The organism is Pseudomonas sp. H3_E07 (assembly GCF_054668895.1).
Map to the genome: position 1 here is coordinate 2,439,717 of NZ_CP162795.1, position 19,696 is coordinate 2,459,412.

The following is a 19,696-nucleotide window of genomic DNA, read 5'->3' on the forward strand; positions in this document are numbered from 1 at the left end:
TCGCAGGCAGCCTGTGGATAACTCTGTTGATGAATTCTTTACGGGGCCTGTAACCGTCTGCACTACAGCTCATAAACGGCGCTGGTCATTTTTTGTTCACAAAATAAAACGCACGCAAAACAGGCAGTTGCGGCGTGATGAGAACGGCTCCACAAAATGGCTTTTTCGTGACACCGCCATCCAACCGATTGTGCATAAGCATCTGGCGTTAAGCGTATAAACCGCGCTCTAGACGTATTTCTTCGACACCCTCAACAACCGGCACAGGTCATTGATATCGTCAGCGGCCAGGCGCATCGACTGGCTGTCCAGTGGGTCGGTGCTGAAAGCCAGGGATTCGCTGATGACCACATCACGGTGAACCTCGTACAGGGTGCTGCCCAAACGCTGCTTGAATGCTTCGACCATGTCCAGGCTGAACGCATTGCACTCGTCCACTTGATTGACCACAAAATGCACACGCGGCGGGCGCTCGCGCTTCAGATGGGGCGCCAACAGCGCATCCAGTTGATCCAGGGTGGCCAGCGACGCTGCATCCGCCTGGGTGACGACCAGCACTACATCAGCCACGCTCAGCGCCTGCTGGAAGTAAACGTTGTTACCGGCCGGGGTATCGATGATCAGCGTATGGCGCGCGCCCAAGCTCAAGTCTTCCAGGCGCCGTGCGAGCCAATCCGGCTCATGGGTGAGCCAGCGCTGCAGGCTTTCTTGCTGCCGGGTACTGGTGCTACCGAAGGTGATCACCTTGCAGCCAGCGAAACCAGGCTGCTGGATCGCCGCCCATTGCGCGTTCTGCAAGCTGGCAGGGCCGAGTCCCTCTGCATCCGGGCTGACCCCGAAGTGATGACGCAGGGCATTTTGCGGGTCAAGGTCCAAGGCCACCACCGACTCGCCCTGGCGCTGCAAGCCGCTGCTCAAGGCCGTAGCCAGAGTGCTGCGACCCACGCCGCCATTGACGGAGACCAAAGCCACCACGGTGGGCCGCGCCGCGCGGACATTCATTGATGGCACGTCTTCGCGGGTGCTCGAAACGGGGCTGCCATCCTCGACGGGAATGCTGCCGAAAAAATGCAGCCGTGCGTTGAGCCCTCGGGCATCTCGCGTGACATTTTTACCGAACAACACGAAAAACTCGTTAGCAAGGCTCATGGCCCGAACTCCCCACGACGCGGCTTAAAGACGTGAAGGGTCGGCAAGTAGAAGGCTCACCGCAGGTCTTATTATCGGCGTCTCTGTTGTCGCATTCTGTGACAGCACTGACAAAGTGTCATTATTTTGATGATAAACCTGCTCATTTTTTAGATAAGCGGCAAGTCGTCAATTTAATGGCCTAAGCCTCTTTAACGAGTAGGCGCTTAATTGATTCGCTTGAGCAATTCGCGACATAGACTACTCAGATCCTGGCACGCGGCACTGCTGCTCACCGGATCGAGGGGGTCGCGCCCGTAAGCCTGAGCTTCGATAAACGCGGGATCGCGCTGGAGGGTTCCAAGCACGGCATCCCCCAGGCGAAGCTTGAATACGTCGACCATGTCCTGGCTGAACCGATGAGCAGGGTCAACCTGGTTGATTACATAGAAGCAGTACGGTGACTTCGCGTGGTCCAGGTAAGGGGCAAGCACACGGTCCATTTGAGTCAGGCTGCGAAATGACGCGACATCCGCTTGCACTACCACCAACACCACGTCGGCAACCGACATAGCCTGGCTCAGGTATACGGTATTGCCTGCCGGCACATCGATGATCAGCGTGTCCCGGCCACTCAATTTCATCCCATCCAGACGCTTGGCCAAAAACTCCAGATCCTGGCCCAGCCAACGATTCAAGCTTTGCTGTTGCACCGGGTCGGTTTCACCGAACGCCACTACCCGGCATCCGGCAAAACCACGAACCGGTAACGCTTCCCAGGTTTTGTTGAGCAGGCTGGTCGCGCCAACGCCCGCCATATTCACACCGGGCGCCAGGTGATGGCGCAGTCCGTCTTGCGGGTCCAGGTCCAGCGCAAGCGCAGGATGGCCCTGTCGCTGCAGGCTGCTGGCGAGTGCCGCCGTGAGCGTGGTGCGGCCAACCCCACCCTTGGCGGAGACCACCACCACAACCTTGGGCGCCGCTGCCTCCGAATACACGTCGCACAGCGGCCCCTCACCCAGTTCAAGCGGATAAAGATGCGGGGCTGCGCCCTGATTCAGCTGATCGAGCAAGCTTTTCAAGCCAGGCGAAACTGGCTCATCGACCTGGGGCTGATCAACACGGAGGGTGCCAGTCAGTGCGTCGTATAGTTTGGAAATGTCATCTGCGCGACTCACTGCCTTTGCTCCCCCCTTTAAATGGTTGAATAAAATAAGGCGCGCATTGTGTGATATCACCTTGATAGTGTCAGTATTTTGATGATTTCAGCTAACTTGTTTCAGATGAGCGGCTTGGCGCCATTTATATGACTTATAGTTTTTCTTATAATAATCAAATGCTTATATTTATTTAGCGCAATTTTTGATCAACTTATCAATCATTTCGCCCGACGCGTATTGGCATGTACCTCGGCACACGCCCCATACAAAACGAAACAAAACCCGAGTTTTGCGACACACCCCATATACCTCCCCGGCATTCAATAGGACCCACACCCACTATTGATCTGCACCGAGGACGCACCCATGAACCCCAACAACTGGAACATCTTCATCGCCGCCAGCCTGCTCGCCTTCACCCTCAACGCCCACGCCGACACGAAGCCGAAGCCAGACATCCAACGCATCGTCGCCACCGTGGAGGACAACGCCGCCTCCTGCGGCGTGGTCAATACCCACATGACCTACCTGGACTCCCACGGCCAAAAACACGTCCTGAACTACGGCAAATTCGCCGACAACTGCGCCGACGGAAGCTGAAGAAAGAAGCCCCGCCACACCCCGTAAACCGCACAAGATGAAAAAACCTGCAGGTTTGCAAAAATAGTCAGAATTCAGGGGTTTACAGAACCTCGCCAATCGCTATAATCGTCGCCCTAACACGCCGGTATAGCTCAGTTGGTAGAGCAACTGACTTGTAATCAGTAGGTCCCGGGTTCGACTCCTGGTGCCGGCACCACATTAGGCTCCATTGCATTCCACCGAATGCTCTGGAAGCCCCGAAAACCCGCCCTTTGGCGGGTTTTTTCGTTCCATGACCCTCTGTCGGGATCCAACAAAATCCCCCTTCCCCGAGGGTATGTTAGGGGTACTGCGATCTTCCGGTCAGGAGCGCGTACCCCTATGCCACGTCTAGCGATCCCTCTCAGCGACCTGCAATGCCGCACGGCCAAAACCCGCGAACGCGCCTACAAACTGTTCGACGGCGGCGGCATGTACCTTTTCGTCAAACCCAATGGCGTGAAGACCTGGCGCTTGAAGTACACCAAGCCCAACGGCAAGGAAGGTACGCTCATCATCGGCAATTACCCCATCATTACCCTTTCCGTCGCACGGCGTAAGCGAGACGAAGCCAAGGCATTGCTGCTCGACAATCTCGACCCAATGGAAGAAAAGAAGAAGGCCAAGATCGTAGCCCAGCGGGCGGCACTGCTTTTCGAAACCGTTGCTCTGGAGTGGCACGCCGACATGTCCCGTCGCTGGACCGAAGGACACGCAAAAACGGTGATAAGCCGACTGCGTACCCACGTCTTCCCGCTGATCGGCCAACGACCCATCGCTGAACTCGATACCCATGACCTGCTAGAGATCACCCAGCGCATCAAGGAACGCGGCACCATGGATGTGGCGTTACGGGTACAGAACTACTTATCCACCATCATGCGCGAGGCCAAAAGGGCTCGGCAGATCACCATGAACCCTGCACTGGATCTGGCAGGCTCGATTCACGCGCCGCGCACAGTCCATCGTCCGGCCCTCTCCCTCAACCGCCTACCCGAACTGCTACAACGCATCGACAACTACAACGGCCGCGAGCTGACGCGCCTTGCCGTGCTGCTGACTCTGCATGTGTTCGTACGCTCCAGCGAGTTGCGCTTCGCTCGATGGAGTGAGTTCGACCTCCAACGCGCCATGTGGGAAATCCCCGATACCCGCACACCGATTGAAGGGGTACGCAACTCCACACGTGGGACCAAGATGAACGGCGACATTCAAATGGTTCCGTTATCGCCGCAGGTCATCGAAATACTGGAGCGCCTGCGCAGCCTCAGTCGCTTTTCAGAGTTGGTGCTACCGGGCGACCACAAGTACTGGAAGCCTATGTCTGAGAACACGGTGAACACCATGCTCCGCAACGTCGGCTATGACACCAGCAAGGACGTGTGCGGCCACGGTTTCAGGACCATGGCCTGTAGCGCCCTGCTTGAGTCCGGGTTATGGACCGACGCAGCCATCGAAAGGCAAATGAGCCACAAGGAACGCAACCGTGTGCGCGCCGCGTATATCCACAAAGCTGAATTTCTGGAGCAGCGCCGGCTGATCATGGCGTGGTGGAGCAACTACATTGATGCCAATCGCAGCGGCCATGTAACGCCTCACGAATTCGCTCACCCAGTCGGCAACAACATCACCGCCCTACAAAATAGCCGTGGCGCATCCAAACGTGGGTAAGCCAATGAGATCACCGCAGTCCGCCCTTCCACGCGGGTCCATCCAAGCGGGGCTGCAAAGCCGCCCTGCTTGGATGGACCTCATTTAAAAATCTAAAGCTCACGCAAACTGTCTGTGGAAAACTATTGATTTCCACTGGTGGATAATTTCATCCACAGCCGCAAAATCCCCGAAAATTCGAGCCTTGACCCGAATTATCCACAGGCGTAGAAAAGATCGGGCAAAGCGCTGTCGTCGACAGCAACCCCAGGTAGCCAGAACCTTTGAGGCTACGCCACACCGTGGTGGTTCTCCCAAAGTGCGATTAGCGTCCGGCGGCTCGCACGGTCACAGCGATGTGATGGATGCCTACTTTTACCAGTGTGCCCATTGAGGCAACTCATCCCCTTTCAGAACTGCCCTGCAGCAACCTATCCGCTTGGCCACTTCCTTGCGCCAACCTGCGCCCGTCTCTTTCCCCCGGAAAGAGACGGGCGCTCCTACCGCTGCTGCAGCCCTACTCGTACAAGGCTTTGCGGCATTCCCCCTCGTGACAATCGGCGTGACAAACACCGAAGTCGCCAGCAACAGCGATGCAGATGATGGTGCCGCAGCCCAAGGAATGGACTGCACCTGACTGACAGTCAGGCATGCCCCGGTCATCGCCTCGCTGCCTTCACCCGACTCAGGATCTCGCGGCATTGGCCCCGTCAGCCAATGCAACCTCCACCCGCCCACCGGTATCGGTGTTCAGGAGGCCAGATCATGAGATGCCCAAGCTCCCGGCCGTAAAGAGCCGTCAGTCCCGCGTTAGTGGAAAACCCTCACAGGCTGCAGGGGCCCCGATCCCTGATAACACTCAACATTCTTGGCGGGATGACGTGGGGAAGGTTTTAGAGGTTTGGCTTCGAGAGGAGTTTGATGATGGTATTGGTAGGTAGGCGAGACGGGCGCAATTTTGGATGGGGGCGGCAACTCAGTTATGCAGGACCGCAAGCATTGCGCGATTTTTTTGGTGGCGGGCATTACGGCACCGTCAGGGCTCACAGTGATCGCTGGAAGGCTTTCGTGCGCTGGTGCCGGTCGGATGTTGGACCGGGCGTGAACGACGCAAGGCAGATTGATCTGCAGACGCTGTCGGATTATGCAAGGCATCTCCGCGGCTTGGTCGAACGTGGCGAGTTAGCCATTGCTACCGCGCAGAACAGGCTGTCCAGCGTAAACCGGACCATGGCGGCGCTACGCGGTGATCAGTATGTGAAAGTGCCGAGCCCGAGTAAGGCGTTGGGGATGCAGCGGACCAGCGTTCGCATATCCTCACCACAAGGCCAGGATCGGGACCACGTGGTCCGCATCGTCGAGGCGCTTCAAGAGCAGCATCCTCGTGCAGCCGCCATCGTCCGTTTAGCACGGGCGACCGGTATGCGATTGCGCGAGGCTGTTCTCGCAGACCTTCCGCGTCTCACGCGTGAAGCCAGATCCCTCGGCAAGATCAACGTTCAGGACGGTACCAAAGGCGGCCGCAGCGGCGCCACAGCACCGCGTTGGATCAATGTGGATGAGCATGTTCGTGAGGCGCTCCGCCTCGCCGCAGAGGTGTCACCCTCAGGTAGCCGGAATCTGCTTGGGCAGAACGAGACCTATGTTGATTTCCACCAAAGTGTTGTGCGTCCAGCGCGAGATATCCTTCAGCTCCACGACCTCAAAGGCTTTCACGAGTTGCGTGCGGCGTACGCGTGTGAACGTTACGAGCGAATCACCGATCACCTCGCCCCCGTCAACGGAGGTGAATACAGCCGGCTCGCCCCATATCCTGACCGAGATGCTCGCGTGCAAATCAGCTATGAGCTAGGGCACGGCCGAGTCGACGTCGCTTCCGCCTACATCGGAGGTCGAGCATGAGGAAGCCATTTAATATGGAGCTGTTCTTAACCGGGGGGCTGAAGGGCGCAAATGCCACGCGTGAACGCCACATACGCCAAGCCAAGGCTATTCAGACAGCCATTTCTAAACGCTGGGGTCGAGATAATCCTTGGGAGTGGCAACAAAAACATCTGATTTGGTTTTTGAGCCATTGCCTTGAAGCGCGGTTCCATTCGACACGCTATTACTACCTTTTGACCATACGCCTAATCGGTCAACGCACCAGCAGGTCTTGGTGTCTCAGATGCTACTCAAAGAGGTAGCCTTCCAACCTGAGCACGTCACACGCAGGACAGATTGAGCCGAAATTATGAGGCCAACTCAGGCCAATCTTTATTCAAAGAATCGGCCGCCGACTGGCGTCTTGCCACGACAGACAAAGCTCGCTACAAAGTAGGTATGTCGTGCAACCAAGCACGGCATACACAGGAAATGCGGCACTATGCACATTGGACCTTATGGACCTTTTTCTAGAGTTACTGTTCGCTTGGTGAATCCTTTTACCCAACCGATCTATAGCAGCTGTTTATCGACACGGACCGAGAGATGCTAACAAAATTTCGTCACATCAAAAACTTTGCTGTATTCAAGGAATGCGACTGGGATACAAGCATTAGAGACAAAGGAAACAACATTGCAACCCTCAAAAAATTAAACATAATTTACGGAAGAAATTACTCAGGAAAGACAAGTCTTTCTCGAATAATTCGAAGCCTCGAAACAGGTGTGAAACACCCAAAATATTTAGATTCTTCATATGAATTTTCGCATACGAATGGGGGATCGCTAAGTGATAAAAACCTCTCAGCATGCCCATACACAGTCAGGGTTTACAATAAAGACTTTTTAGATGAAAACTTAAAATGGCTTTCAAATCCAGACGGGAGCATCAAGCCGTTTACAATTCTCGGCGAGAAGAACATTGAGATTGAAAATGAAATAGCAAAAAACGAAAAAATGTTAGGCTCAATAAAAGAAAAAATCGGCCTACACTGGGATTCGTTCTGCAAAGCGTCCGAGCACAGAGAGCTTGAGGACAAAATACAACGAAAGAAACGTGAACTAGATGACAAGCTCCGTGAAAAGGCAAACACAGACATAAAGCAGAACCCAATCTATCGAAATATCAATTACAACATTGGAACAATAAAGTCCGATATTGCAACTATTGGAATCGATAAAGCTTCAATATTGAGCGCAGAACAAAAAAGCGAACTCACTCTGAGCCTGACAGAGGAATCAAAGGACATAATTGATTTCCAGCTTAGCATTGATAACAAACTACCTATCTACAGAAACGCTGCTGCAGATCTGCTGGGAAGGAAGATTAACCCAACACATATCACTCAAGAGCTTCTTGAAGACCCCCTCTTGAAGAATGGGTTAGGAACGGACTGGCTCATCATAAGCATAAGGAAAACTGTCAGTTCTGCGGAAACACTCTTACCGCCCAGGTGTGGGAAAAACTAAATGGTCACTTTAACAAAGACTCCGAGAACCTAAGGGATTTAATAGACAATTTAATAGTCAGCATCCGTGATGAGCAAAAAAGAGCTAGAGAACTCTCTTTGCCTAACGATGCAGGCTTCTATTCATCCCTACAAGAGAAGTTTCGAGATATCAAATCCCGACTTACTGAAGAAGTAAAGCAATACATTGCAGCCCTTGGAATCCTAATTACTGAGTTAGAGTCAAGAAAAAGCGATATCTACACGAGTCGATGCCTTCCCGATATACGTCAGGATTACAAAATCTCCGCAACTATTCAAGAAATAAAGGGCGTCGTAAAAGCCCATAATTTCAAAACCTCATCATTATCCAGCGACCAAGATCAAGCAAGGCGAATACTAAGGCTTTCAGAGGTAGCTACTTTCACTAGGGATATCGATTACAGTAATAAGTCTCGTGAGATCGACCGCCTCTCAGGTGAATTGCGTCAATTAAAGATCGCCATTGAAAAACTCAATGAAAAATCCTCAGAAGCTTTGGTGAAAATTTCAGAACTTCACAACCAACTTCAAGACGAGCACAAAGGTGCTGAACTTGTAAACCACTACCTGAAAAATCATTTTGGGCATGAAGCTTTACAGTTGAACGCCACAGAAAGCATTGACTCCAAGGTCATAACTTTTAGCATTACCAGAAATGGGGAACTAGCGTATAACTTAAGCGAAGGGGAATGCAGCCTAGTTGCATTCTGCTATTTCATTGCAAAGCTTCAAGACACAAACACCGTAGGCAAAGAATTAATCATTTGGATTGACGATCCGATCTCCAGCCTTGATAGCAATCATATTTATTTCATCTTTAGCCTGATAGAAAATGCTATAGCCAAGCCTATAAAAGATTCGACAACATCTGTCACCACCTATAGATACAGTCAACTATTTATATCCACCCACAATTTAGATTTTTTGAAGTACCTCAAGAGGATATCTAAACCAAAAAATGATAATGAATTTTTTACCCTTGAGAGAGGCGCCGGATCAAGCAAAATAAAACTGATGCCAAGCTATCTCAAAAGGTTTGTGACTGAGTTCAACTACCTTTTCAGTCAAATTCACAAATGCGCCAACCCACATGCAGAATTGGAAGATCACGATGCTTTCTACAATTTCGGAAACAACCTGAGAAAATTTCTTGAAGCTTACCTTTTCTATAAATACCCGAACAATAAGTCAAATGACGAAAAGCTACTACTTTTCTTCGGCGGCAATGATTTACATACAGACTTAACCAACAGAGTCAACAATGAACTTTCTCATCTGGAGGAGATTTTTGATAGAAGCATGAGGCCTATAGAAGTCCCCGAGATTCCAAAACTAGCGAAGTTTGTACTGGAGACAATTCAGCAAAAAGATCCCGATCAATATTCCGCACTTCTTGAAAGCATAAGAGACATTTAATTAACTCTCACGAGCAGCTAGGTAGGTGTGTCCCGTGAGCTTAAAGGCTTGACAGATTAAAGGCTTTGACTCAATGCATATGCGTACAATCAGTTTATGAAACGGAAGTTAGAGGTGATGGCGGATGTATCAAGGTGGACGCCGCCACCTCTTAATGCGGAATTAGCTAGATGTATTCGATGCAGCGTATGCCGTCACGAGGATCTTACCCTTCCAAGGCAATTGCCTTGGGAGTGCAGTCAGGCATGAAACCCGGTCACGACCTAAGGCGCATGCTCATTGCCAATACAGCCAATGCCACACGATCCATGGGGGAGCCTTCGCTATTAGTGGCGGCGGCGACCTGTTGACCTGCGCCTTGCTCAAGCCAACTCTAGCTCTTGGCCGTAAGAAGCCGTAAGTCCCGTGTTAGTGGACAACCCTCAAAGGCCGCAGCGGCCTTGATCCCTGATAACACTCAACATTCTAGGCGGGATTACATGGTGAAGGTGCTTCGAGAGGAGTTTGATCATGGCTTTGCCCGCCCCCGAAGATTGACTACTGGTAGGTATTACTTAAAAAACATCACCTACGGGAACTGCCTCTTTTTTCCCAGAGACTCAATGACTTTTGGATTAGATTGAAAGGTTTCGATCAAGTACAAAGTCGGCAAGCCATACTTGTCCAGTGCAGACTTATAGAAAGTAGGCTCAATATATTTTGCAAATGCCAGCAACCCCTTCAAGTTATGCATTTCTTCATCTGTCAGACCTCCCAGGGAGCTCTTGTGGATCAAGGATCGTATATATCGCTTACGCTCTCTCCCTAAAGAAACTTGGTCTTCATTGTTTATAACCAGGCCAGTAACGTGACGATTACTCTTTTTAGAAGAAAATACAGTTTTTTGTTCATTCACCTTAAGGGTCGGATAAGCGATTTCTTTGCAGATACTTCTAACGTAGCTTGGCATATTTAGAAGCAAACCCTTCACGTTTGTGGTAAGGGTAATATCGTCTGCATATCGAGTGTAGGTAACTCCCATTTTTTCGCAATGATCTTGGAGCACACAATCAAAACTATACATAAGAGTGTTAGATATAAAAGGAGAAGATGGAGCACCAATACTTAATCTATATGTAGGATCCTGCTTTCTGGCCCAGAAAAATAATTTCCTGACCATGTATGCGTCTTCGGCCGTTATAGCCCCCTTATGTTTCACTATATGGTTTATAAGGTCCGCTGGTGCCATCGAAGGAAAAAAATCTGAAAAATCCATTTTAAGTAAATATTGATTCTTTGCATGAGCCTCTGCATTATCCTTAATGCTCAACCCTTCTCTGTAGGCTGCTGCGCATGAATGAACAGGCAATTCGGACAAGAACTCTTCAAGTACCATCCGCTGCATCATTTTTAACACATCACTCGGCTGAGCAATTACCCGAGAGCCTTTTCCGTTCCTCTTAGGTATGGGATAAACCTTGTACCTGTACGGAGCAGTTTTTATAAAGGAGCGTAATTCCTTAGTGCTAATCATAAATTTTTGCGAAAGCGATTCAAGAATACTCATACTGCCGCTCCAACTTCAGGTAGTGCTGCTACAACTGGCGGAGGTGGCGTTGATGAAGGCGGTAAGCACACAGCCTTTATCACTTGAAGCCTTTTAGACTCACTATCATTAGTTAAATAGAATCTCATTGCAGAAAGCTTTGCCGCTGTTGGCTCAAATTTTCCAGCGAAATTAACCTTCGCAATGTCTTTAGTTGCATAGTAATACTCTGCATGTCCGCGCTTAGCCATGCCTATGAGCTTGAACTTTGTAAGGAGGAATATAAGCCGCTTCGTCTTTTCTCTTCCGATAGCAAGCCCTAACTTACCAAGAAAACTTTCAATCTCTGTAATTTTTAATGCTTGAAAAGTTCTTACAATTTCATATATTACAAAGCTAACGTGCCCCTCGTTATCTTTGTTGAAAAGTTCTGATTTATCTTGATCTGAGACGATGGCTAAAATATCGCTTCGCATTTCCGCCAAAGAATCCTTAAGGGATCCTTTCATATCTACTTTTTCAGTGTTTTCAACTTTTTCCCATGGGTACGCGCACACACTTGATTCTTTAATATCTTGTAAATGCCGAAGAGGGCCAAGCTTAATAAACGAATTTTCTTCATAGTGTTTTTCGTTTACAAAAACTAGAATCTTATTTCGCAGAGATCTATTTCTTACAAATAGTCCTAGCTCAGTAAGTGCTCCAGCGCTCTCCAATATTATGACTATAAGGGAGGAGATGTGGGCTATATCGCTTTCAAAGACCAATAGATCACGATATATGGAGTCGTGTATCCAGTCCTTAAATTCCTCAGCGAGAGTTATGCTTTCTGCGAGGTCACAACGTGTTTTATTGAGGTGCTCGACAAGAGCCCCGCGTACCGACTCGGGTTCAACAAGCTGGACATCAACCTTTCCGCCGCAAAGAAATAGGATCGGTTGATCATGCACAATTCGAGAGGTTTCGAGCGTGATCTGAGCGAGATGTTCTTCCCTTTTATCATCGAACTTCACTGTTATCACTCAAATGCGTGTTTCTTATCTCATGTCACCGCCACCCTAATGGCCTGAGAGAATAGAGGGAGGGCTCTTTACCAAAGATATAGCGACGAAGTCCCGCGTGGGCTTTAGGAGGAGGAACGACGACTGAGGCCCACGCGGGACTTCGTCGCAACTAAAGCCGATCAATAAATTAGAGTCTGGCTATACACCCGACTAGAGCACGAAGCCCCAAAGCACGTAAAGAGACCTCCATTCTAGGGGCGAAGTGCCAGCAGTCAAGTGGGGGTGGCGGATTTTTTTAAAAAACTCATCTCGGCTGCTTCACCCACAAACGGGGCAAAGTGGGCCTCACACTGAGGTTCAAGGATTAATTCGTTCCTTTCAGTTTCAGGCTACTGGATTTCGAAAGAGTGGTCACAATGCGCTCGCTCCACGATCGCGAATTCAACCATAGCTGGGGCGAGTAAACACTCCAATAGAACGGGGGCTAAAAATAAGGATAGCCTTAGGGATAGGAAAAATAAATCTGAACAGAAAATTGTTTATTTACATATAGTTATGATATTTTTCGACTCCTGGTGCCGCACCATACAAAACAAAGCCCTCGCAGAAATGCGAGGGCTTTGTTGTTTCTGGGGTTTGGAAACGCCCCCTAGAACCTGTCACATTGCTGCGCGGACATTCGTCAACGTCCGCCAGGGTCGAAAGCTGCTTGCTCCGCTATTGCAGCGGAACATACACATCAGTTTGCCATTGATCCTGCGGTGTCTCGGGATAGGCGCTCAGGTAATGAAAGAACAGCGGCTGGTCACGAAGTTCCTCTCCACTGGCCGGAAGCCAATCGCGGTAAATCGGATAGATCGTTTCGCCGATGTGATCCGGTGACCCCGTGTGTCGCACCACGACGCAGCGACCGCCAGGAATGACGATCTCGTGCACACCGAACTCATTCGACGCCACGGCCTCGTGAATCTCGCCGCAGATTGCGAAGCGGAATTCTTGTGGAGGTGTCGTATCGGGGTTGCCATAGGGAATGCCAAAGGTGCGACTCGATGCCACCGGCGACTGTCCGCTCTGCATACGCCACTCGATGAACTTGCGTACGCTCTCATTGACGAGCCCGGCGGGTCCGCAGTGCTCAAGCGTTGCTACCCTGACTTCAGGGAATTCCACGATTCGTACTTGCATGATGATAGTCCTGGAAAAGTGAGGGATTGCGAATACCGTACTCCAGACCTGCCAGTTCGGTTCTTTCCCGAACGCACTCGGCGTCATACCGAACGCCCGCCTGAACGCCCTGCAAAATGCCTCGGGACTTTCAAAGCCGGCACCGAGTGCGGCGTCCAGTACCGAGTGATCAGCGAGGGAGGCCAAGCGATGGGCCGCGCGTCGTAGCCGCATCAGTTGCACATAACGCGAGACAGTCACTCCTACGAACGCGGTGAATTGCCGATGGAAGTGAAACGCCGAAAAGTTCGCCACATGGCTCAACGTCTTCACCGACAGGTCACCTTCGAGATTGGCATCAATGTAGGCGAGTACGGCGTTGAAGCGTTTTGTGTAAGCGAAGTTGGTCGGCATGTCAGACACTGGGAAAAGGCTCCGGGAAGTACGGTCAGCAATAGAGTCGACTATAACGGCGTGAACGCGCCTAGCCGCGTTTGCTCAAGGTGCGTTTTGGGTTGGCCAATATGATCTCGTCCAAGGCGATGCAAAGGTCGGGGGCATCCAAGTGTCCACTTCTGACCATCTGCTGGCTGTCGCCACGGCAGCCTTTGGCGAATTCCTGCCTATTCTCGACGGAAGAGATGATCATCAACGTTCGAATTCGGGAGGTTTACCATTCCGTATGCGGCTCTGAATGACTTGCAGACCGACAATGTGCTGGCATCAAAAAAATCCCGAGTTCGATCCCACCGAACGCCATAAGTAACTGATTTTTCGGTTACTAGTTCAGCGCCAAATCGCCCCACCATTCCCACAACAAAAAAGGCACTTGCCGCGAACGCCAAGTGCCTTTCTCACATCACCAAAAACCCAATTACCGCGCCAACATAAACGTCTCATACTCCAGATCTTCCAGCGCCGACGACAGCCGCGCCAGCCCCAGCAGTACACACACCAGCAACGACAGCGTGAACCCATACCCAAAGAAGCTAGGCCCCAGGTGCATGCTCAGCAGCGTCAAAGCGGCGTTTAGCACGGCGAACAGTACGCACAGCTCCAACACTACGCGGCGTTTGTCGAGGTAGAAGAACACGTTGAGCAACGCCATGAACACCACCTGGATGCTCACGCCGATCAAGTCGATGTAGAACAGGGGCAGGTAGTAGCTGGAGATGCCGATCCACTCCAGTAGGCGGGGTGCGAAGAGGAACAGCAGCACCACGGTCAGGCCCTGGACTTTGCAGATTTCCAGCAGGCCCTGGCGGATGGAGAGGGTCATTTCGGTTTTCAGCGAGCCGATGTGCTGCAAGGTCTCGCCGTCTCGGATGGCGCGGAACAGACGGTCGTACCATTCGGCGAAGTCGGTTTCGATGCGCACCAGGAACACCGCCATGCCGGGGATGATCGCCAGGTAGGCGATGAAGATCGGCATGTCGTACAGGATCGAGGCACGCAGCGGGCCGATGACCGAATTGGAGGTGCCTGGGTTGAACCAGAACAGGATCTTGTCGACCCAAATGCCGAAGTTGTAGAAGAACCCCGTCACCAGCAGGCTGAGGAATACGTTGCGACGATTGAGGAAATCGAAGGCAATCATTTTCTCGGCGCGGTACTCGCGCAGGATGTCGTACAGGTACAAGAACAGCAGGCTGCCGTGCCCGATCAACAACGCCAGCAACAGGCCAGGCATTTTCAGGAAGCTCAGCAGGTAGGCGCTCGCCACCATCAGCGAGTAACCCACCACCATCACCATCAGGATGCGGTTGTACTTTTTCATCCCCGACAGAAAGATGATCACCAGCCACAGGTTGCACAGCACCACGAAGTTCGACAACACCAGCACGCGGTAGATCAGCGGCTGATCGAACAGCACCGCCAGCACGATAATCCCCAGCACCCCGGCGCCGACCGTGACCATCAACAGGATGCCCAGCAGGTTGGGCAGGATCTGTTCGTAGTTGTGCTCGAACAGCTGGTCGGACACAAAGCGGGTGAAGAACAACTGCAGGCCGCCCGTGAGGATCAACGAGCTGGCCATCAGGTAGGTCACCGTGACCAGGAACTGCCCCACCAACGAGTTGGGCAACAGCAGGCCCAGGCTGATGATCCCCACCAGCATCACGCTGATGATCGACAGCACCCACGGGCCGGAGCTGATCAGGCCCGCATACACATACGCGTGCAAGGTGGCGGTGTATGAGTCGCGCGAGAGGATCTTGCGCAGTTCGAAGCCAATACCGGCCATTTAACTGTTCTCCATGGCTGCCTGGTACAGGTCGCGGTAGCGCTGCAGCATCAAGGCTTCGGTGTAGTAACGGTTGACCCGCAGCAAGCCGGCGGCCTGCGCAGCCTTCCAGCGCGCGGGGCTGCGCAGCAGTTCCAGGATGGCGGCGGACGTGGCTTGTGGATCGGCAATCGCCACCACCTTGCCCGCCATGCCCAGGTCGCGGTCTTCGGCGCTGCCACCTTCGATCAGCTCGCGGCATGAGCCGACGTCGCTGCTGATCACTGGCGTACCGGCGGCCCAGGCTTCGAGGATCACCAAGGGTTGCGCTTCGCTGATCGAGGTCAGCACCATCAGGCCCAGCTTGGGCAAGATGTCCTGGATGCGCTGGAAGCCCAGGAAGTGCACCTTGCCTTCAAGCCCAAGGCTCGCCATCAAGCTGCGGCATTCACTGACGTATTCCGGGTCTTCCTCTTCGGGGCCGACAATCCAGCCTTCGGCATTCGGCATGGCGCTGATCACGCCACGCATGGCACGCAGGAAGGTTTTCACGTCTTTGATCGGCACCACGCGGCCGATCAACCCCACCACGGGGGCGATGCCCGGCTCGCGGGTTTCCATGGCGCGGGACCATTGCGACAGGTCGATGCCATTGGCGATCAACTGTGTACGGCTCGGATCGGCACCGTCCTTGATTTGGCGCTGACGGTTGCCGTCGTACAAGGCAATGATCTTGTCGGCGCTGTTGTACGCCAGTTGGCCGATCCGTTCGAAGTAGCGTACCCACAGGGTGCGGATATACCCCGAGCCCCCGTCGAGGCTGCGGTTGAGCGCCTGCCCGGAGCTTTCGGCAATCCACGTGGCCTGGGCCAGATCGATCTTGCGCTCCTTGGTGTAGATACCGTGTTCGCTCAGCAGGTAAGTGCATTTCCAGCGGTGCTTGAGGATGCAGCCCAGCAGCCCGGCGTAACCGGTGGAAATCGAATGCAGCACCCGCGCAGGCGGCATCTTGCGCGAGGCTTCGGCGAGCATCAGCAAGGGTGACTGCAACGAGCGCAGGGTCCAGAAATAGTTGACGAACGAGGGGTCGGCGCAATGCTGACGGTAGCCTTCGCTGAGGGTTTCCCAGCTGGCACGGCTGCGCAGTACATCATCCAGGGTCATATGGCCCTCGGCGATGCAATTGAGCATGCGCTCACCCAGTTCCCGCTCCGGCGGGTCCGGGTGATGCAAAAAGCGATAGAGGTCAGCCAGTTGCTGCGGGTCGGCATCGCGTGGCTTGCCACGGGTGTCGGCGGGGTGCGTTGCGTCTTCGAGGAACACTTCTTCGATGTGCACCACGTTCGCCGGCACTTCATAACGCCGCGAGGTATACGCCGAACGCTGGCCACCGATGAACATCACCGAAAAAGTCAGTTCCGGCAGGCCCAGGATCATCTGGTGAATCCAGCTTGATACACCGCCGCGCACGTACGGCCAGGTGCCTTCCAGCAGCAGGCAGATGTCGGCCGTCGGGGTGGCTTCCTTATGATTCATTCCAGCTCCTCACCAACTCAACGAAGGGTGGCCGCTGACGGGTTTTTTCCGGCAGGCTGGCAAGCAGCCCGGGGATTTCGTGATAGCGACCCGTCTCGAACGCCAGCTCGGCATGGAAAGGCAGTAACTGAGCCGCACCCAGGCCGTTTCGCTCAGCTTCGTGCAAGAGGGCCTCAGCCCGCTCATTTTCACCGCGCTCCAGGGCAATACGGCCGGCCAGCAAAAACAGCTCACCGCCCTCACCTGCCGCCAGACCTTGCTCGGCATGTTCACTCGCCTGGTTCAGCACGTGCTCAAGCACACTGCCTTGGGCCAGGCCGAGGTAGGCCAACTCCCAATACCAGCGCGCCAACATGCTGTGCACCGGGCCGGCCATTCGGGGACTGACGCCCGCCAACTGTTCCAACGCCATCTGGATGTGCAGGTTGATGTCGCTTTCCTGCTTGTCGAGCATCGAGTACGCCAGGAGACGGACGTCATCACTGGGGTCACCCAAGGCCAGCTTGAGGATAGGGACCGCGTCCTTGCCCGGCATGCGGCGAGTCGCCAATAGAGCGGCCAGTCGCTGATCGGGGTTGGGCGCGTGACGCAGCACGTCCTGCAAACCACCGTCGGCGAAGATCGGCGTGCGCGTCTGGGCCTGCGCGCGGAACGGCAGGCCAGGAATGCCGACCGATTGCCACGCTTGCTGGTCGCGTTTACGCGGCAGGTACAGCGCCGGGAAGATCGACGCCACCACGCCCAGGGTGCCGATCACCGGCACAAAAAATGCCAGGCTGAAAATGAACAACGGGCTCCACGGCAAAGGTGCCCGGTAGCGTGCCGGCAACAGCAACCATACGGCGCCGCACAGCATCAGGCAGGCAAGGCCATGGCTGACGATAAACACCAACAGTTGGTGCAACTGCGGCGCATCGAGCCACAAACTGGCCCAACTGCCCGCCTCCAACAACACGGCGCCGCTAAACAGCCACTTGCTGATCATTCAGGCCACACTCGTTGTAAAGGAAGTTACGCAGCCCGTTGCGATCACAGCCAGGCTCCAGATTGAAAGGCATGACCCGTACACCCAGGCTGTCCAGATCCGTGTCGATGCCAAAGTGTTCGTGCAGCAACAGGCCGATACGCGCGAGGTAGCCTTGGGTGCCTTCCGGGCTGGTCAACGGCAACAGCACCAGCAGCAGTGCGTGATCGCGGTTGTTGCGCACTGGCAAGTGCAGGTCCAGGCCACGTTGGCTGCGCGCCATCAAGCGTGTCAGCTCGTCGTTGACGCGTGTCATCTCGAACGCGAATAACCCGGCAGGCAAGGTGTGCTGTTCAACATCCACCAGCGACCGCTTGAGCTGCAACGAAAATTGCTGGGCGTCCGCATCGGGCAGGCGCAGCACCTGCGAATCGCGGCGCAACAGGTCGGCAATGTGGCCGGCCAGCAGCGACAAGAGGCTCAAGGTGCGATCCTGGAACGCAAAGAACGGCATCTGCCGAACCGCCAGGATCGCCAGCAGGCGGCCTTCGGCATCGATCAACGGAATGCACGCCTGCAGCGAGGAAAACTGCGCGGCGTTACCGGCATCAATCAGTTCCTGACGCACACTCACCAGCTCGCCGCGTTCCAGGCAGAGCTTGATCAAACCGTCATCGGTTTCCAGCGGCCCCATCACGCCGATCATTGCCAAGGCTTGGGGCAGTACGTTTTTCTCGCTTTCGTCGACGCGGTACAGGCCCGCCACGCGCAATGCACCGTATTGGCCGAGCATCGCCACGATCGGCTCGGCCAACTCGCTCAATGCGTCGCCTTCAACCGGCATGCCACGCAGTTTTTCACGCAGGCCCAGCAACGAGCTGCGCAGGCTCTGGTCACTGCCGGCCACGCGCTGCTCCAGCAGGTCATGGGACACCCGCAGGATCTGGTGGGCACGGGTGAATTCGTCGAGACGGTACTGACGGTATTCGTTGGCCATCTGCAGACGCTCCAGACGGCGCACCCACAGGTCGCGAACCTCGCCCACCAGCATCCCGCAAACCAGCACACCGACGATGAACGACGGCTCAAGCTGGGTATAACCTTCATGCCCGGTGTAGCGCAGGGCAAACAGCGCCGCCACCAGCAGTACGGCGCTGAATAGGCCGCGCACAAAACCGTAACGCACACCCAACAGCAGCGGCGCCAGGATTGGCCAGGGGAAACCACCGTGCATTTGCAACGGGTCTTCGGGAGTCAGCCAGAAGCCGAGGCCAATGGCCAAGCCCGTTACCAATAGCGTTTCCAGCCAAGACACCGGCCCGCTGGCGCGAGGCGCCAGGCTGTAATCCATGTGTGGAGAATTCATTGCGTTCACTCGAATCGAAGGGCGCCAACCAATTTGTCGATTACCGTCTGAGCATTGCCCGCCAGGCTTTCACGGGACCAACCGGCGCGCGCGCCGCTTTTGCTCCAGAGCACGCGACCGCTGTTGGCTTCCAGCACGCGCAGGCTGATGCCCACCGCTGGCTCGCCGTCGAGGCCGTTCTTGTACTGCCACTCTTCGACGCTGCCGGCGACGACGTAATCGAGCTTCTGCTCACGCGCCCATTCCAGGGCACCGGTGAGGCGCTCATTGTCATCCATCAGCGCCTGTTCGCCCTGGGTGCTGGTTGGGTAGACCCGAGGTTGCAGGCCGTGGCTGCTGAGCACGCTGAGCAGGATCTGCTCGCTGCGCTCACCCGCCTGCGGGGTCTGCGAATAGTTGACCATCGGCACGATGCCCCACTGCGCATTGCGCGGCAGGTTCGGGCTGCTTTCACTGGTGAAGCTGGAGCAGCCGGCGACGAACAGTACTGTCAGAGCCAGGCTCAGGTTACGAATTGCTTGCATA

14 protein-coding genes, 1 tRNA gene and 1 pseudogene are annotated in these 19,696 nt (G+C 54.0%); 5 read left to right on the forward strand and 11 right to left on the reverse strand.

Going from position 1 to position 19,696, the window contains the following annotated elements:
- Positions 1 to 228: 228 nt before the first annotated feature.
- Both bcsQ (AB4O08_RS11080) and bcsQ (AB4O08_RS11085) read right to left on the reverse strand, forming a co-directional pair.
- A complete protein-coding gene (gene bcsQ / locus AB4O08_RS11080; protein WP_096143940.1) occupies positions 229 to 1,149 on the reverse strand; it encodes a cellulose biosynthesis protein BcsQ in 921 nt (306 codons plus the stop codon).
- A gap of 206 nt (positions 1,150 to 1,355) precedes the next feature.
- Complete coding sequence (bcsQ, locus tag AB4O08_RS11085) at positions 1,356 to 2,306, reverse strand: cellulose biosynthesis protein BcsQ (RefSeq protein ID WP_460114118.1); 951 nt, start codon at positions 2,304 to 2,306, stop codon at positions 1,356 to 1,358.
- Between the two features lie 348 nt (positions 2,307 to 2,654).
- Here bcsQ (AB4O08_RS11085) and AB4O08_RS11090 point away from each other — a divergent pair, with 348 nt between their 5' ends.
- The 5 genes and pseudogenes from AB4O08_RS11090 to AB4O08_RS11110 all read left to right on the forward strand — a co-directional run bounded on the left by AB4O08_RS11090 (position 2,655) and on the right by AB4O08_RS11110 (position 9,388).
- Positions 2,655 to 2,888, forward strand: a complete 234-nt coding sequence (locus AB4O08_RS11090) for a DUF2790 domain-containing protein (RefSeq protein WP_044286488.1) — start codon at positions 2,655 to 2,657, stop codon at positions 2,886 to 2,888.
- A 123-nt stretch (positions 2,889 to 3,011) separates the two neighbouring features.
- A tRNA-Thr gene (locus AB4O08_RS11095) sits at positions 3,012 to 3,087 on the forward strand.
- A gap of 164 nt (positions 3,088 to 3,251) precedes the next feature.
- Positions 3,252 to 4,580, forward strand: coding sequence for a tyrosine-type recombinase/integrase (locus tag AB4O08_RS11100; RefSeq protein WP_460114119.1), 1,329 nt, complete (start codon positions 3,252 to 3,254; stop codon positions 4,578 to 4,580).
- 903 nt (positions 4,581 to 5,483) lie between these two features.
- Entirely contained in the window at positions 5,484 to 6,461 is a 978-nt protein-coding gene (locus tag AB4O08_RS11105) for an integrase domain-containing protein (protein ID WP_460114864.1), read from the forward strand.
- A gap of 567 nt (positions 6,462 to 7,028) precedes the next feature.
- Positions 7,029 to 9,388 (forward strand): annotated as a pseudogene (locus AB4O08_RS11110) (AAA family ATPase).
- 568 nt (positions 9,389 to 9,956) lie between these two features.
- On the opposite strand, the gene AB4O08_RS11115 reads toward AB4O08_RS11110, so the two are convergent.
- The 9 genes from AB4O08_RS11115 to AB4O08_RS11155 all read right to left on the reverse strand — a co-directional run bounded on the left by AB4O08_RS11115 (position 9,957) and on the right by AB4O08_RS11155 (position 19,695).
- Positions 9,957 to 10,934, reverse strand: a complete 978-nt coding sequence (locus tag AB4O08_RS11115) for a retron St85 family RNA-directed DNA polymerase (protein ID WP_460114120.1) — start codon at positions 10,932 to 10,934, stop codon at positions 9,957 to 9,959.
- Complete coding sequence (locus AB4O08_RS11120; RefSeq protein WP_460114121.1) at positions 10,931 to 11,926, reverse strand: retron St85 family effector protein; 996 nt, start codon at positions 11,924 to 11,926, stop codon at positions 10,931 to 10,933. Before AB4O08_RS11120 ends, AB4O08_RS11115 begins: the two co-directional genes overlap by 4 nt.
- A gap of 708 nt (positions 11,927 to 12,634) precedes the next feature.
- Positions 12,635 to 13,504, reverse strand: a complete 870-nt coding sequence (locus AB4O08_RS11125) for an AraC family transcriptional regulator (protein WP_044286480.1) — start codon at positions 13,502 to 13,504, stop codon at positions 12,635 to 12,637.
- 61 nt (positions 13,505 to 13,565) lie between these two features.
- Positions 13,566 to 13,730, reverse strand: a complete 165-nt coding sequence (locus tag AB4O08_RS11130) for a hypothetical protein (RefSeq protein ID WP_460114122.1) — start codon at positions 13,728 to 13,730, stop codon at positions 13,566 to 13,568.
- Positions 13,731 to 13,955: 225 nt separating this feature from the next.
- Entirely contained in the window at positions 13,956 to 15,326 is a 1,371-nt protein-coding gene (gene pelG / locus AB4O08_RS11135) for an exopolysaccharide Pel transporter PelG (protein WP_010214016.1), read from the reverse strand.
- Positions 15,327 to 16,841 (reverse strand): GT4 family glycosyltransferase PelF, encoded by a 1,515-nt coding sequence (gene pelF, locus AB4O08_RS11140; RefSeq protein WP_044286479.1) that lies wholly within the window; start codon positions 16,839 to 16,841, stop codon positions 15,327 to 15,329.
- Positions 16,831 to 17,826 carry a HEAT repeat domain-containing protein gene (locus AB4O08_RS11145; protein ID WP_010214018.1) on the reverse strand — a complete coding sequence of 332 codons (996 nt, stop codon included), beginning with the start codon at positions 17,824 to 17,826 and terminating at the stop codon, positions 16,831 to 16,833. The genes pelF and AB4O08_RS11145 overlap by 11 nt, the downstream gene beginning before the upstream one ends.
- Positions 17,804 to 19,171 (reverse strand): PelD GGDEF domain-containing protein, encoded by a 1,368-nt coding sequence (locus AB4O08_RS11150; protein WP_021492207.1) that lies wholly within the window; start codon positions 19,169 to 19,171, stop codon positions 17,804 to 17,806. The genes AB4O08_RS11145 and AB4O08_RS11150 overlap by 23 nt, the downstream gene beginning before the upstream one ends.
- Positions 19,172 to 19,176: 5 nt before the next feature.
- On the reverse strand, positions 19,177 to 19,695 hold the full coding sequence (locus AB4O08_RS11155) for a hypothetical protein (protein WP_010214021.1): 519 nt from the start codon (positions 19,693 to 19,695) through the stop codon (positions 19,177 to 19,179).
- Position 19,696: the final 1 nt, after the last annotated feature.

Coding starts and splice junctions, on each gene's coding strand:
- bcsQ (WP_096143940.1), bottom strand. CDS start 1,149: ATGAGCCTTGCTAACGAGTTTTTCGTGTTGTTCGGTAAAAATGTCACG.
- AB4O08_RS11090 (WP_044286488.1), top strand. CDS start 2,655: ATGAACCCCAACAACTGGAACATCTTCATCGCCGCCAGCCTGCTCGCC.
- AB4O08_RS11100 (WP_460114119.1), top strand. CDS start 3,252: ATGCCACGTCTAGCGATCCCTCTCAGCGACCTGCAATGCCGCACGGCC.
- AB4O08_RS11105 (WP_460114864.1), top strand. CDS start 5,484: ATGGTATTGGTAGGTAGGCGAGACGGGCGCAATTTTGGATGGGGGCGG.
- AB4O08_RS11115 (WP_460114120.1), bottom strand. CDS start 10,934: ATGAGTATTCTTGAATCGCTTTCGCAAAAATTTATGATTAGCACTAAG.
- AB4O08_RS11130 (WP_460114122.1), bottom strand. CDS start 13,730: ATGATCATCTCTTCCGTCGAGAATAGGCAGGAATTCGCCAAAGGCTGC.
- pelG (WP_010214016.1), bottom strand. CDS start 15,326: ATGGCCGGTATTGGCTTCGAACTGCGCAAGATCCTCTCGCGCGACTCA.
- pelF (WP_044286479.1), bottom strand. CDS start 16,841: ATGAATCATAAGGAAGCCACCCCGACGGCCGACATCTGCCTGCTGCTG.
- AB4O08_RS11145 (WP_010214018.1), bottom strand. CDS start 17,826: ATGATCAGCAAGTGGCTGTTTAGCGGCGCCGTGTTGTTGGAGGCGGGC.
- AB4O08_RS11150 (WP_021492207.1), bottom strand. CDS start 19,171: ATGAATTCTCCACACATGGATTACAGCCTGGCGCCTCGCGCCAGCGGG.
- AB4O08_RS11155 (WP_010214021.1), bottom strand. CDS start 19,695: ATGCAAGCAATTCGTAACCTGAGCCTGGCTCTGACAGTACTGTTCGTC.